15 protein-coding genes are annotated in these 14,403 nt (G+C 62.3%); 4 read left to right on the top strand and 11 right to left on the bottom strand.

All coding sequences use genetic code 11. The features are described 5' to 3' along the window. The first annotated feature begins 190 nt into the window (after positions 1 to 190). Complete coding sequence (locus OF122_RS02710; RefSeq protein WP_264226319.1) at positions 191 to 1,399, top strand: ABC transporter substrate-binding protein; 1,209 nt, start codon at positions 191 to 193, stop codon at positions 1,397 to 1,399. Positions 1,400 to 1,568: 169 nt separating this feature from the next. Here OF122_RS02710 and OF122_RS02705 read toward each other — a convergent pair whose 3' ends face one another. From OF122_RS02705 to OF122_RS02660, 10 genes are all read right to left on the bottom strand, one after another. Then, positions 1,569 to 2,852 (bottom strand): branched-chain amino acid ABC transporter permease, encoded by a 1,284-nt coding sequence (locus tag OF122_RS02705; protein ID WP_264226318.1) that lies wholly within the window; start codon positions 2,850 to 2,852, stop codon positions 1,569 to 1,571. Then, complete coding sequence (locus OF122_RS02700) at positions 2,849 to 3,847, bottom strand: branched-chain amino acid ABC transporter permease (RefSeq protein WP_264226317.1); 999 nt, start codon at positions 3,845 to 3,847, stop codon at positions 2,849 to 2,851. The genes OF122_RS02705 and OF122_RS02700 overlap by 4 nt, the downstream gene beginning before the upstream one ends. Before the next feature lie 69 nt (positions 3,848 to 3,916). After that, complete coding sequence (locus OF122_RS02695; protein WP_264226316.1) at positions 3,917 to 4,621, bottom strand: ABC transporter ATP-binding protein; 705 nt, start codon at positions 4,619 to 4,621, stop codon at positions 3,917 to 3,919. Then, complete coding sequence (locus OF122_RS02690; protein WP_264226315.1) at positions 4,618 to 5,403, bottom strand: ABC transporter ATP-binding protein; 786 nt, start codon at positions 5,401 to 5,403, stop codon at positions 4,618 to 4,620. The genes OF122_RS02695 and OF122_RS02690 overlap by 4 nt, the downstream gene beginning before the upstream one ends. A gap of 93 nt (positions 5,404 to 5,496) precedes the next feature. Next, positions 5,497 to 5,865 (bottom strand): methylglyoxal synthase, encoded by a 369-nt coding sequence (locus OF122_RS02685; RefSeq protein ID WP_264226314.1) that lies wholly within the window; start codon positions 5,863 to 5,865, stop codon positions 5,497 to 5,499. Positions 5,866 to 5,983: 118 nt separating this feature from the next. After that, on the bottom strand, positions 5,984 to 6,373 hold the full coding sequence (locus OF122_RS02680; protein ID WP_014132207.1) for a response regulator: 390 nt from the start codon (positions 6,371 to 6,373) through the stop codon (positions 5,984 to 5,986). Positions 6,374 to 6,463: 90 nt separating this feature from the next. After that, positions 6,464 to 7,513 carry a protein-glutamate methylesterase/protein-glutamine glutaminase gene (locus OF122_RS02675; protein WP_264226313.1) on the bottom strand — a complete coding sequence of 350 codons (1,050 nt, stop codon included), beginning with the start codon at positions 7,511 to 7,513 and terminating at the stop codon, positions 6,464 to 6,466. Then, the gene (locus OF122_RS02670) at positions 7,510 to 8,370 is read right to left on the bottom strand and encodes a CheR family methyltransferase (protein ID WP_264226312.1); all 861 of its coding nucleotides are present in this window, start codon (positions 8,368 to 8,370) and stop codon (positions 7,510 to 7,512) included. The genes OF122_RS02675 and OF122_RS02670 overlap by 4 nt, the downstream gene beginning before the upstream one ends. Before the next feature lie 41 nt (positions 8,371 to 8,411). Next, positions 8,412 to 9,950, bottom strand: coding sequence for a methyl-accepting chemotaxis protein (locus tag OF122_RS02665; protein WP_264226311.1), 1,539 nt, complete (start codon positions 9,948 to 9,950; stop codon positions 8,412 to 8,414). 103 nt (positions 9,951 to 10,053) lie between these two features. Next, entirely contained in the window at positions 10,054 to 11,415 is a 1,362-nt protein-coding gene (locus tag OF122_RS02660; RefSeq protein WP_264226310.1) for an aminotransferase-like domain-containing protein, read from the bottom strand. A 155-nt stretch (positions 11,416 to 11,570) separates the two neighbouring features. Here OF122_RS02660 and OF122_RS02655 point away from each other — a divergent pair, with 155 nt between their 5' ends. Then, a complete protein-coding gene (locus tag OF122_RS02655) occupies positions 11,571 to 12,431 on the top strand; it encodes a DMT family transporter (RefSeq protein ID WP_264226309.1) in 861 nt (286 codons plus the stop codon). Positions 12,432 to 12,465: 34 nt separating this feature from the next. Here the strand turns inward: OF122_RS02655 and OF122_RS02650 are convergent, their stop codons facing one another. Then, positions 12,466 to 13,035 carry a chemotaxis protein CheD gene (locus tag OF122_RS02650; RefSeq protein WP_264226308.1) on the bottom strand — a complete coding sequence of 190 codons (570 nt, stop codon included), beginning with the start codon at positions 13,033 to 13,035 and terminating at the stop codon, positions 12,466 to 12,468. A 216-nt stretch (positions 13,036 to 13,251) separates the two neighbouring features. Here OF122_RS02650 and OF122_RS02645 point away from each other — a divergent pair, with 216 nt between their 5' ends. Together OF122_RS02645 and OF122_RS02640 are read left to right on the top strand one after the other, a co-directional pair. After that, positions 13,252 to 13,605, top strand: a complete 354-nt coding sequence (locus OF122_RS02645) for a hypothetical protein (protein ID WP_264226307.1) — start codon at positions 13,252 to 13,254, stop codon at positions 13,603 to 13,605. A gap of 243 nt (positions 13,606 to 13,848) precedes the next feature. After that, positions 13,849 to 14,298, top strand: coding sequence for a GNAT family N-acetyltransferase (locus OF122_RS02640; RefSeq protein ID WP_264226306.1), 450 nt, complete (start codon positions 13,849 to 13,851; stop codon positions 14,296 to 14,298). The last annotated feature ends 105 nt before the right edge of the window (positions 14,299 to 14,403 follow it).

The following is a 14,403-nucleotide window of genomic DNA, read 5'->3' as shown; positions in this document are numbered from 1 at the left end:
GCCCGTTAAGCAACTGTAGGCTCACGAAAATTCCTGCCAAAACCTGATGACTCCATAAACGCAACTGTGCAATGGTATCGCTTGGAGCGGGTCCAGCGAGTGGGCCTTTTTCCTGTTGGGCTGCCCGAACCGAAAAGATCGCCAAGCGGCACGGGAGGGGCATGGCACGACCAAACTTTTGAGGGATATCATGCGTCATATCAAAAAATCTCTGACCCTTGCGGTCGCTGCGGGTGTTCTGTCGGCCGCGTCGCCCGCCGTAGCACAGGACGTCACGCTCGGCTTTGTCGGCGGCTTCACCGGCCCCATCGAAAGCCTGACCCCGCCGATCTTTGCTGGCGCCGAACTCGCCGTCCAGCAGATCAACGATCAGGGCGGCATCCTTGATGGCGGCACGCTCACGATCGTTTCGGCCGACGGGGCCTGCGATGCGACAGCGGCAGCCAACGCCACGGACCGTCTGGTCAACACCGATCAGGTTACCGCCATTGTGGGCGGCCTGTGTACAGGTGAAACCATCGGCGGCGCCAATTCCGCTGCCATTCCCGGCGGTGTGGTCATGATCTCGCCGGCCTCCACGGCCCCGGCGCTGACCACGCTCGAAGACAACGACCTTGTCTTCCGCACCACCCCCTCCGATGCTTTCCAGGGCGAAAAGCTCGCCGAGCTGCTGCTCTCCAAGGACATCACCGAAATCGCGCTGACCTATGTCAACAACGACTATGGTTCGGGTTTCGCCGATGCCGTGGTTTCGGCCTATGAAGCCGGCGGCGGCACCGTCGCGGCCAACCTCGCCCATGAAGATGGCAAGGCCGACTACCGCGCCGAACTGGGCAACCTCGCGTCCTCGGGCGCTGAAACCCTTGTCGTTCTCGCCTATGCCAATTCCTCGGGCCAGACCCTGCTGCGCCAGGCACTGGAATCGGGCAACTTCCTTACCTTCGTTGGCGGTGACGGCATGGTCGGCGACGATCTGTTCACCGGTATCGATGCGGGCAGCGTGGAAGGCATGATCGCCACCCGCGCCGGTGCGTTCGAAGGCGAAAGCGCCACGGTTTACGCCGAACTGGCCACCGCCGCAGGCCTGACCCCCAACGACGTTTACGCTCCCCAGTCCTACGACGCCGCCTTCCTTCTGGCGCTGGCCATCGAAAAGAATGGCTCGGCCGACCGTGAAGGCCTCTCGGCTGCCCTGCGTGAAGTCTCTTCGGCTCCGGGTGAAACCATCCTGCCGGGCGAGTGGGAAAAGGCCAAGGAACTCATCGCGGCCGGCACCGACATCGACTATCAGGGCGCCGGCGGCGATCTTGATTTCGACGAAGCGGGCGACGTTGATGGCGTGATCGTCGAATTGACCGTCGAAGGCGGCTCCTTCGTCGAAGTCGGCGTCATCGAATAAGCCGACCAGGACCCCAATACAAAAAGCCCGGGAGCGATCCCGGGCTTTTTCTTTTCCTGCCAGTTGGTTCTCCAACCGCTCCTTAACCCACTGTCATTCCGGGATTTATTCCCGGAATCCATCTCGCAGCGCCGCCGCGAAATGGGATCGGGAAAGACTGGCCCCAGCTTCAGTCCTTACGGCTGATATGCTCGGGCAACAGCCCCTTTGGCGCAAACCGGAGGGCAATGGTCACCACCAGCCCCAGAACGAAAATCCGCATCTGCACGGCGCGGGTTTCGATATCGGGAATTTCACCCCAACCCATGGAGGACGACCAGCTGCTCACCGCCCCGAACAGGCCCGTCGCCAGCTGTTCGGACAGCATCCACACGATATAGATGAACAGCCCGCCAAACAGCGCCCCGAAATTGTTGCCCGCGCCGCCCACGATCAGCATCACCCAGATGATGAAGGTGTGATTGATCGGCTGGTAGCTCGAGGGATCGAATATGCCCACGAACGAGACAAGGATCGCCCCGCCGATGCCCATGAGCACCGAGCCGAAAATGAAGATTTCCAGTTGCCGTCCCGTCACGTCCTTGCCCATTGAGGCCGCCGAGATGTGATTGTCGCGGATGGCTCGCATCATGCGGCCCCACGGCCCCTGATAGGCCCTGTGGATCAGAAACAGCCCGGCGATCACGATCAGCACCACCAGCGCCAGGAACCCGCCGCGCGCGTAAACGAAACTGTCGGAAATCGAAACGCCCAGCTCCTGATAATATTGCGGATTGGGCACCGGCCAGGGAATGGGCGAAACCGTCAGTGTGCCGCGCGTCAGCCATTCCATGTTGCGGATCACCGCCCGCAGGATCTCGGCGATTCCGATGGTGGCAATCGCCAGGTAGTCGGCCCGCAGCCCGAGGCTGACCTTGCCGACCAGAAAGCCGATCAGCCCGGCCAGAACACCTCCGAACGCCCAGCCAAGGATCACCGGCAGGCCCAGCCCGCCGACCCAGCCAGCGGTCGAAGTGATGGTGTTGGCCGCCGGGTCCATCTGCGTGCGGAAGATCACATAGGCGGCAAACCACGCGACAACGATCACCGCCCCGCGCCATTTCCCCCTGATCCCGAACCGCTGCACCCGATGGGCGAAAAAGATCAGCACCGCCCCGATGGCCGCGGCGATCGCCGAGCGCCCGAGCAGCATCGGCCCCTCGGACTCCCAGAACGCCATATTGACCGGGAACGAGATGAAGGTAACGGCAAACCCGCCCACCATCAGCATCCCCAGAATGCCGAAATTGAACAGCCCGCCAAAGCCCCACTGGATATTGAGCCCCATGGCGATCAGCGCAAAGGCGAAGGCTTCCACCATCAGCCGCACGGTGAACGGGGTGCCCATCATCACACCCACGAAAACGATGAGCGCAAAGAGCGCCGCAAACAGCCCGATATAGCGCGCGGTCATGTGGAGGCTCCCTTGAAGATGCCCGTAGGCCGCACCAGAAGCACGACGACAAGGATCACGAAGGCGACGGTGAGTTTGTATTCCGACTGCACCAGCGTCAGCGAACTGGGGATGTCGAACCACAAGACGTCCCGGAACGGGCGCAACAGCACCGACCAGTTGAACACCGCCAGCGTTTCGGCAAAGCCCAGAACGAACCCGCCGGCGATCGCCCCATAGGCATGTCCAAGCCCGCCCAGAATGGCGGCGGCAAAGATCGGCAACACGATATTGAAGGCCAGATCGGGTTTCAGCGTCACATCGAGCGCCAGCATGGTGCCCGCCAGGCACGCCAAAGCGCCCGCAATCACCCACGTCACCCGCACGACGAGCTTGGTGTTGATGCCTGAAACCTTGGCGAGATCGGGATTGTCGGCCATGGCCCGCATCCCCTTGCCCAGCCGCGAGCGGGTGAGAAAGTAATGCAGCGCGATCACCGCAACGGCAGTCGAAGCCACCAGCCAGACCTGCGGCTCGGTAAAGGTAATCGGCCGCGTCACGCCCTCGAAGGGCAATTCGAGCCGGAAAATCTGCTTGGGCTCGGTATCGAAAAACGAGCGCGTTTCCACCCCGAAAAACAGCCGGATCAGCCCCTGGATCATCATGGTGACCCCGATCGAGGCGATCAGCAATGTCACCGGCTTGGCGCCCCGCGCCCGAAGCGGCGCATAAAACCCCTTGTCGATCCCCAGCGCCAGTCCCGCCGCCAGCACCATGGCCAAAGGCACGACCAGCACGCCGGTCGGAATCGGCGTCACGATCCCCATCGCGGCCAAAACGCCGGCCAGAACGAAAGCGATGAACGCCCCCATGGTCATCATGTCGCCATGGGCGAAATGGGCAAACCGCAGAATGCCGAAGATCAGCGTCACACCGACCGCGCCAAGCGCATAGATAGAACCGAGGACAACGCCCCCGATCACCGCCTGATTGAAGAAAAAGATCAGATCGTTCATGTCTTTTCGTCCTCGTCGCGCGACCGAACCGCAAAACCGGTTGCCACTTTTGCCGGCCGCGCTCCCCGGCTACCCCCCAAGAAAGCTCTTGGCCACATCCGGATCGTCGAGCAGTTCCTGCCCGGTCCCGGTGAACCTGTTCTGTCCACTGGTCAGAACGAACCCCTTGGTCGCGAATGCCAGCGCCTGGCGCGCATTCTGCTCGACCATCAGGATCCCCACGCCCGCGGCGTTGATCTTGACCACCTGTTCAAAGATTTCCATCATGTAGCGCGGCGAAAGCCCGGCCGATGGCTCATCGAGCATCAACAGTTTGGGCTTGCTCATCAGCGCCCGCCCCATGGCCACCATCTGGCGCTGCCCGCCCGACAATTCGCCCGCCGGCTGTTTGCGCTTGGCTTTGAGGTCGGGAAACATCTCATAGACCATATCGAGGCTTTCAGTGATGTCGTCGCGCCGCACGAACGCGCCCATCTCGAAATTTTCATGCACCGACATGGAGGTAAACACGTTGTGCTCCTGGGGCACGAACGAGAGCCCCATCGGCACCAGCCGGTCGGCCTCGAAATTGGTCACGTCCTGCCCGTCGAACGTCACCGTGCCCCCCGCAACCGTAATAAGCCCGAAGATCGCTTTCAGCGTCGTGGATTTGCCCGCCCCGTTCGGCCCGACGATCACCCCGATATCGGAGGCGTCGATCGCCATATTGACGCCATTCAGGATCGGCGCGCCGCCATAGCCGGCCACGATGTCCTTAAGATCGATAAGGCTCATTTCGTTGCCTCCACCGGGCCGCCGAAATAGGCCTCGACGATCATCGGGTTGGCCCGCAGCTCTTCCATATTGCCCTTGGCGATCACCTCGCCCTGCGCCATCACGATCACCGGATCGCACAGCCGCGCGATCAGATCCATGTCGTGCTCGATGACAAAGAAGGTATAGCCGAGCTCTTTGTTCATGCGCTCGATATTGGCGGCCAGATCGTTGAGCAGGGTCTTGTTGACCCCCGCCGCCACCTCGTCGAGCAGCACGATCTTGGCGTCCACCATCATGGTACGGCCAAGTTCGAGCAGCTTTTTCTGCCCGCCCGAAAGATTGCCGGCCAACTCGTTCTTGACGTGCCCGAGTTTGAGAAAATCGATGACATCGAGGGCCTTGCTCCGCACCTCGGCCTCGCGCGCCGCCGCTTTGCCCGGCTGGAGCCACAGGGTCGAAAGACTCTCGCCCGGCTGGTCGCCCGGCACCATCATCAGGTTTTCCAGCGCCGTCATCTGGGAAAATTCATGCGCGATCTGGAAGGTGCGCAACATGCCCAGCCTGAACAGCTCATGAGGCTTGAGCCCCGTAATATCCTGCCCGTCAAAGATGATCTGCCCGCTGGTGGGCGCGAAATTGCCGGCCACCATGTTGAACAGGGTGGATTTGCCCGCCCCGTTCGGCCCGATCAACCCGGTGATCGACCCGCGCTCGACTTCGAGCGAGCAATTGGAAACAGCCAGAAGTCCGCCAAACCGCTTGGAAACGGAACGCACCTCGATTACCGCGTCAAACGCCACGCTTATGCTCAGCCCCTCAAATTTTTGTTGGACCAAAAGGTCAAAAAGCCCCGGAATTGCGGCATCTGTTCACAACAGCGCCTTCCGGTCAACTCAAAGCGCTTTGAGCACCGCTTCTGCTGTGGACTTGTTGTAGGCAACCGGGATGTCATAGAGCGTCGCAAGCCGCGTCAACGCCTTGACGTCCACATCGTGCGGCAGGGCGCTCATGGGATCGATAAAGAAGATCAGCGCGTCCAGCCGCCCCTCGGCGATCATCGCCCCGATCTGCGCATCCCCGCCCAGCGGACCGCTCTTGAGCGCCAGGACGGCGAGCCCGGTTTCCTGCGCCACGCGCCCGCCCGTCGTGCCCGTGCCCACCAGCGTGAAACCGCTCAGCCGGTCCTTGTGCGCCTGCGCGAAGGCGACCATGTCGTCCTTCTTTTCATCATGGGCCACCAGCCCGATGGTCTTTGTGGTCATGGCCTTTGCCGCCCTCACCCGTTTTGCTCTTCAACCATGGGCTGGCGGCCTTGCCAAGCCCACCCAAGCAAAAGGGCGCCCCGATGGACGCCCCTGCAAACGCAAATATCGCGGTCGTTCAGCTCAGCGCGCCGATAACCGCCTCGATGCGTTTCTTCATCGTTCCGGCGTCATAGGGCTTGATGATGTAATTGTTCACGCCGCTCTCGATGGCTTCCTTGACCTGTTCCTTGTCGGAGCGGCCGGTCGCCATGATGAAGGGCATCCCTTGCGTGCGCGGGTGCTTGCGGATCACCTTGAGCAGCGTCAGCCCGTCGACATCGTCCATGTTCCAGTCGGAAATGATCAGATCGACACTGGTCTTTTCAAGCTTGGTCAGCGCATCGCGGCCCGATTTAGCCTCCACGATGTCCTTGAACCCGAGCTGAGTGAGGATGTATTTACAGATGCCCCGCATCGATTGCTGGTCATCGACAATGAGGACGCTGACTGCGCTGGCCTTTGGCATGGATTCTCCGCCTTAAAATCCGGTCTTCTTCCGGAATGATCAGCCTTCAAAACTAGGCGACAACCGTTACAATAATCTCAATGCAAACCATCAAGCTGCGGCCTTGAGCTTCATCAGGGCCGCGACCAGCCGCCCGGCGACCTTTTCCACGGGCGCCTCCTCGACCACCGCGCCGATCTCGAACGCCGCCTTGGGCATGCCATAGATCAGCGCCGAACCGCGCGATTGCCCGATGGTGAACGCTCCGGCCTCGCGCATGGCCTTAAGACCCGCCGCGCCGTCGCGCCCCATGCCCGTCAGGATCGCCCCCACCGCCATCGGTCCCACCACTCGCGCCACCGAGTTGAAAAGCACATCCACGCTCGGCCGGTGCCCCGAAGTCACCTCGTCCTGGGTCACCCGGCATTTGAGCTGGCCGGAAGTCTTTTCCACCCGCAGATGAAAATCGCCCGGCGCGACATAAGCCGTGCCCCGCTCGAGCGCCATCCTGTCGGCGGCCTCGATCACCCGCACCGGCACCAACTCGTTGAGCCGCGCGGCAAACCGCCCGGTAAACCCCTTGGGCATGTGCTGGGCAATCACGATCGGCGGACAATCGGCGGGGATCCAGGAGAGCACCTGCCGGATCGCTTCCACACCACCGGTCGAAGCGCCAATGGCAATCAGCGCGCCCTCGGGCGCCGCCGCCGTCTTGAGCGGAAGGTCGGGCGCGGGGGCGCGATGCGCCGAGGCTTGCACGTCCGACTGCGCCGCAAAGCGCACCTTTTCACGCAGCGTCGCACCGAACGCATCGAGCCCGCCCGCGGCCTCGGTGCCAGGCTTGGCAACGAAATCGACAGCGCCCAGTTCAAGCGCCAGCATGGTTTCCGAGGCGCCCTTGGTGGTCAGCGTGGATACCATCACCACGGGAAGCGGTCGCAGCCGCATGATCTTTTGCAAAAAGGCCAGCCCGTTCATGTTGGGCATTTCGATATCGAGCGTCACGACATCGGGGTTGAGCGCCTTGATCTTGTCGCGTGCGTCCAGCGGATCGTGGGCGGTGCCCACCACCGTGATATCGCCCTCTTGCGCCAGCGTTTTTGAAAGAACGTCCCGAATGAGTGCCGAATCGTCAACGACCAGGACCCTGATATTGCTCATGCTGCATCCTTTGCATCGGCATTTGCCTTGCGTTGATAGACAGTCTTGCCCACCAGTCTGAAGCCCTTGGAAACGGCCTGAAGGTTTTCTGAGTGACCGATATACAAGAACCCGTCCGGGGCCAGCACCTGGCCGAGCCGGTCAAACAGCATCCCTTGGGTGGGCTTGTCGAAATAGATCGCCACGTTCCGGCAGAAAATGGCATCGAACGGGCCGCTGACCGGCCAGGGTTCGATGAGATTGAGCAGCTTGAAGGTGACAAGCTCCCGCGCCGCGCTCGGGATGAGGATGTCCCCGGTTGCCGTCTTTTCAAACAACCCGGCCCGTTGCGCAGAGAGCCCATTGAGCTCGCTCGCCGGATAGATGCCTCGCGCCGCCTTGTTCACGACGTTGGAATCGATATCGGTGGCAAGGATGCGGAAATCCCAGCGCTTGAGCTCGGGAAACGCGGCCAGAAGGCTCAACGCGATCGTATAGGGCTCCTGCCCGGTCGAGCATCCCGCCGACCAGATGCGCAAGCGCGGCCTGGCGCCCTTGCCCACGCGTTGCGGCTTGGCGATCAGTCCGGCCACATAGCTCGTGAGATGATCGAAATGATGATCCTCGCGGAAGAACCGTGTCAGGTTGGTGGTGAGCGCGTTGACGAAATCCTGATCGTCCTCGGCCTGTCCCCGCGTCTCGAGAAAATCGATATAGGCGTCGAACCCGGATAACGACAAGCTGCGCACGATCTTGGAGAGACGCGAAATCACCAGCGTGCGCTTGGCGTCGGAAAGGGAAATGCCCGCTACGCGATAGACGCGCTCGCGGATTCGCGAAAATTCTCTTTCGCTGAGTGGAAATTCACCATTGTCCATACAAGTTCCGACTCCCCAATGCCGGTTAACGCCCAGAAAACCTAGGCTCTGCCGACCGATTTCCCCGCCGGCTGCGCTTGGAGCGCCTCGGCCTGTTGTTGTGCCCGCTCCCCGATCAGATCGACATCGGAGCGCGCCGCCGCAAGCGCTTCATGGCCGCTTGCGAGACTGGAGCCGATCATTGCCGTCTCCTCACTTAAATTCAGTAAATGAGCGGTAACGGTGCTCATGGTCTCGGCCAGCACCTGCGCCCCTTGCGCCCCGGCATCGGCTTCCCCCAGCCCGGTCTTGACCAATGCCCTTATGTCCTTGGAGGTCTTGGCGCTGGCTTGAGCCAACTCGCGCACTTCGCTGGCCACCACGGCAAACCCTGCGCCCTTTTCCCCGGCCCGCGCCGCTTCAACGGCAGCGTTCAGCGCCAAAAGATTGGTGCGGAAAGCCACTTCCTCGATCCCGGCCACCAGCTTGTCGATCTTGCCCACCAGCCCGGTTACCGCCGCAACCCGCTCGCTTGTTTCTTCCGCCGACGCCCTGGCCTTTTCAAAATCCGCGCTGAGGCCCCTCGCACCCTCGGCTGTGCGTCCGGCAAGCGAGCGTCCGGCATCGATCTCGCCGCGCACCGTTTCCATGTGATTGCGCGCATCGTCCGCCGACCGTGTCAGGGTCTGCGCCGCTTCACGGCAGATCTCAACAAGCGCTCCGACCTTTTCCAGCCGCTCGCGGGCCCGCCTGTGCATGTCGAGCGCCGTTTCGCGTTCGGCATCGATTCCCTCGATCTGCCGCGCCAGCCCGGTGATCCGCGCCGCCAGCCCGTCATTGGCCCCCTCATCGTCGATCGGGGCACCCTGCGCCAGGGCATCGAGCCGCGCCGCCGCCGCATCGAGCGTTGCCAGCCCCGCATTGACCAGGTCCAGTTCAGGCACGTCCTCGACGACGTCCGCAGCAATCCGATAGCCTGTGTGCCCTCCCGCCAGCGCCTGCCCGATCTCATCGAGCACACTCGCGGGAACCACGCGCCCCGGCCGGTCGAACTCGATCAGCCAGCGATCCGGAGCCAGCGGGCTGGCGATTGCGATATGGCGTTGCCCTGAAAGCGCCACCGCATGACTTGTCGGCGTTTCCCCCAGCTCAACGGCTATGCCCAGCAGCGCGGCCGCCGTATCGGTCTCGGCACATTCAGGCGCAAGCGCCGTCAGCCCCGCGCTCATCTTGACGATAATGCCCTGTCCATCGACCAGCATGGCCGGACGCGCCAGCGTTTCGAACGCTGTGCAATAGGTCATGGCGCGTTCCAGCCGCAGGCACAGATTGGCGGTGATGGCCCGCATATGCTCGATTTCGCGGCTCTTGCCGATCGGCCCGCTCCCCACCGCCTCGCCCAGGCTCGAGAGCACACGCCGCTGTGCCCGGTCGGCAAGGATCGCGACCGCAAAACTGACGGCGATTGCCGCCACCCAGATCCCGCCAACCGCCAGCGGCCACCACGAAAGGGACGAGAAATTGACGGCAAGAAACAGGCAGACCGCGAGGGTCGCCGACCAGAGGGCCAGTAATGCGGTAACGAGGCGGGTTCGAGCCAATGGTCTGCCGACAATAAGAAAGCGTCGCGCCACCCTAAAAGCCTATGGTTAATGCTTTGTGAGCATCCCCCCATCCCGGTAACATTATGGGAAGGTTTTCGCTCTACCCCGGCTGGTCCTTGATGGCTCTTTCCAGCACCGTGAAAATCGTCGGGTCCTTGCATTGCGCAACATTGAACCGCATGAACCGCCCGGCGGTGCGCGATGCGCTATAGACATTGCCCGGCGCCAGAACGATAGCGTCCGCCAGCGCCGTCCGCGCCACCCGCGCCGAATCCACCCCCTCGGGCAATTGCCCCCAGAGGTTGAACCCGCCGCGCGGCACGATCCAGGGCTTTATCCCGATGCGCTGCAACGCCGCCGCGGTGTCGCCCTGTAACCGTGCCAGCCTGCGCCGCACCTCCTCGATATGCCGACGATACCCACCACCGGCCAGGACCCCGGCAACGATTTCGGCGGCAACCGGGCTCGGTCCGCCGAACCCCGCGGCGATTTGCAGGTCGATCAGCCCCTCGATCCAGTCGGGCCGCGCGGCGATGTACCCGCAGCGCAACGAGGCCGAAACCGTCTTTGAAAAACTCCCGATGCGAACCACCCGGTCCAACCCGTCCAGCCCCGCCAGATGCGGCAAGGGTTCAGGCGCGAAATCGGTAAAAATGTCGTCTTCGACGATCGTGACGTCATGGGCCGCCGCCGACAGCACCCTGTGGGCGGTTTGGGCCGTAACCATCGCCCCCGTCGGATTGTGCAGGCCGCTGTTGGTGACATAGAGCTTTGGCCGCTCGGCCGCCAGCACCGCCTCGAACCGCTCGATATCCGGTCCGCTCGGCGTATAAGGCACACCGACGATTTTCACCTGATGGGCGCGCAGCAGGGCCCGAAAGTTGAAGTAGCACGGATCGTCCACCACCACTGTGTCGCCCGGTCGCAAAACGAGACGGCACACCAGATCGATGGCGCTCGTTCCCGAGGCGGTCAGCATGAGCTGGTCGGGTGACGTCTCCACGCCGTCCGCCGCCAGACGCCCCCTTATGATGCGCCGCAGCGTCGCCGATCCCCGCGTCGAACCATAATCGACAAGCGCTCCATCGCCACCCCGCGCCAAAGCTCGCATCCCCTTGCGGATCGCCTCGACCGGCATCCAGTCCGCCGGAAGCCAGCCGCAACCGGGCTTGAGCGCTTCGGCGTCCCCATCGAGCGATTGCCGCGACACCCAGAACGGATCGATATCGCGTTCCTGCGGCGCGATCTCCTGAGCGAGCGCCAGCGGCGGCAGCGCCGTGGCGCAAACGAAAAACCCCGCTCCCCGCCGCGCCCGGATCACCCCGTCGGCCACCAGCCGGTCATAGGCCTCGACCACCGTCGATGGGGAAACGCCCGTCTCTGCGGCCAGCGCGCGGATCGAGGGCAACCGGTCGCCGGCCACCAGCGCCCGGCTGGCCACCCGCCCCCTGATCGCCTGCATCACGGTTTCCGTCCGCCTGCCGATTTGCCCGATCGCGTTCAATGTATGCCTGCTCTTGCCAATACAATTTTTCACTATTGTATTGATCTGTGTCTGTCCTGACCAGCCCTTCGCTCCTAGGGTCGCGCGGTCATGTGCAAAAGGTCGGCATAACAGTGAAAACATCTCTTGAGGGCTGGGGCAGCGGTCTGCTCGGCATCGTCATCTTTTCCGGATCTCTGCCGGCCACCCGCGTCGCCGTCGCCGATTTCACTCCGCTGTTTCTCACCTCGGCCCGCGCCGCCATTGCCGCGCTTTTGGCTGCAGCCTGCCTTGTCGCGCTCGGCCAGCCCCGCCCCCGGCCCGCCGACCTCGTCTCGCTGGCCATCGTCGCCATCGGCGTCGTTGTCGGCTTTCCGTTGCTGACGGCCCTGGCGCTCGAGCACATCACCTCGGCGCGTTCGATCGTCTTTATCGGCCTGCTCCCGCTCGCCACCGCCGGGTTTGCCGTCCTGCGCGGCGGCGAAAACCCTCGCCCCGCCTTCTGGCTGTTTTCCGGCTTGGGCAGCGCCATCGTCATCGCCTTTGCCATCTCCGGCGGCGGCGCGGGATCGCTGATCGGCGATCTCTACATGATCGCCGCCATTATTGTGTGCGGCCTGGGCTATGCGGAAGGGGCCAGGCTTTCGCGGCGGCTGGGCGGCTGGCAGGTCATCTGCTGGGCGTTGGTGCTTTCGGCTCCGCTCATGGCAGCTCTGGCGTTCGCCACCCTGCCGTCCTCCTGGCAGGCCATCGGCACGCCCGCCTGGCTTGGCCTTGCCTATGTCTCGGTCTTTTCCATGCTGGTCGGCTTTGTCTTCTGGTATCGCGGCCTGGCGCTCGGCGGCATCGCCGGCGTCGGCCAGCTCCAGTTGCTCCAGCCCTTTTTCGGGCTGGCGCTTTCAGGTCTGGTTCTGGGCGAACCCATCGCCGCCGCGATGCTGGCAGCCACCGCCATCATCGTCGTCTGCGTCGCCCTGGCCCGGCGCTTTGCGTGACTGCCGTTAGGACCAGTCGACATTCAGCTCAGGGCTAGAACAATTCGATATCGTCGAGCACAGGCTTGGCGGGCTGCTGTTTGGCGATCGCCAGTTCTTCGCGCACCAGCCTTGCGTTGTCGGTTGAATCGAGCCGTTTGACAAAGGCCCGCCCGGCAAAGGGCTGGAACATCACCCGCCGGGCATAATTGCCCCCCATGTCCTGGCTCGAAAGCACATAGCCTTCATTGCTCAGGAACTCGCGCACGAACTCGATGTTCTTCATGCCCACATCATGCATGCCCGCATGAATGTTGCCGCCCCCGAACACCTTGAATTCGAGATTGCTCTTGCGCCCGGTGCCCTTGCTCAAAACCATGTTGATGAGCTGCTCCATGGCGAACGCGCCATAGCGTGCCGATTCCCCGAACCTGTCCTTGGACGATCCTGACTGGCTGGCCAATAGAAAGTGGTTCATGCCCCCCACTTGCGCCACCCTGTCGCGCACGCAAGCCGAAATGCACGATCCCAGAATCGTCGAAAACGTCGCATCGGGCTCGTTCGATATTACACAATCACCCTGGTGGACGGTGGTCACCACGCCACGGGTGAAGGTATCGGGCATCAAGACAATTCAAACGGCATTAACCGCTTCCCTGGAGCTTTTCGAAAACCCGGCATGGCCCGGGTTTCCCATTGGAATTTTTCCGAACCTATCGCGCCATTCGTTAGCCATTTGCTAACCCTAACCGGCGATGAGTACGGATAGGGGAAATTGGCAAGCATCGGTTTAGAAGTCTGCCATTATGATCGCCATGATTGTGAATCGGGGGTTACGTGCATGAGCTTGCACAAACTGGCCAGAGAGCTGGAAGAAACCGCTCGCCAGACGGCGGAAATGGTTGATGGCATCACCGCCAGCCTCCTCACGCTCGGCGACACCTCGATCGATTGCAGCGCCGCCCGCTCCACCGCCATCCGCCAGATCGTCGTCGCCCTCCAGATGCAGGACCGCATCGAACAGCGCTGCCGCAACATGGCCGACGCCGCCCGCAAGATCGCCGATCTCTCCGATGGCAACGACGCCCAGGCCGCCGAGGGCGTCTGGTCGACCCTCACTCTCGACGAGTTGCGCGACGAATCCCTCTCGGGCATCGCCGCCCGCACCAATACCGGCGAAGTCGAGTTTTTCTAGGGGTTTGGTGAAAGGCGGGACTAACCGCTCGGCCGCCCACGGCATTTGCCAAAGTCACCAACAGGTTCGGCTTCCACCCCGCCCCGGCTATTGATCGGTTATCCTTGACGTCCTAAAAGCCAGCCGGCTGCAGAAGGAGATTTATGCGCAGAGGCTTGTGATCGTAGCCGCAAATAGCGGTATCGCCCGGCACCAAAACAATGGTCGCCGGACCTCTTTGCATATGTTTTCTTCGGAGTTCTCATGAAAAACGAGAACGTTGTAATCCGGCCTTTCGAGGCGACGGACACTACCAAGCTCTCCCGCATCTGGCTCGAAGCCTCACTGGTTGCACATCCTTTTATCGGCGAGAGCCGTTTGATGGAACAACGCGCGCTTATTGAAGAGCAATATCTGCCGGGTGCTGAAACATGGGTTGCGACTTTGAGCGATCAACCCACCGGCTTCATCAGCCTGCTTGAAACCTTCATCGGAGGATTGTTTGTTTCCCCGAAATGGCAAGGCATGGGCATCGGGCGCCATCTCATCGCGCACGCGCTGGGCTTGAAGGGAGAGCTTTTGCTTGAAGTCTACACGCGCAACCAGCAGGCGATGGGCTTTTATCGTGCGCTAGGTTTTGAGGAGCTTTCTCGACGCCTGATCGACGACGAAGGCTACCCGTTCGAAAATGCACGTTTACGGCTGATCGGCTAACGTTTGTCGGGCGGCAAAGTCGCCGCCCGACCGACCCGACCCCCTCATGGCCCACCATTCCCACACGAAAAAACCCGCCGGCTCGCGCAGGCGGGTCCGTCAAAT

It is taken from the genome of Pelagibacterium flavum (genome assembly GCF_025854335.1).
Lineage (GTDB): Bacteria > Pseudomonadota > Alphaproteobacteria > Rhizobiales > Devosiaceae > Pelagibacterium > Pelagibacterium flavum.
Note: the sequence above shows the minus strand (reverse complement) of the source record. Positions and strands in the feature narration are given on the sequence as shown.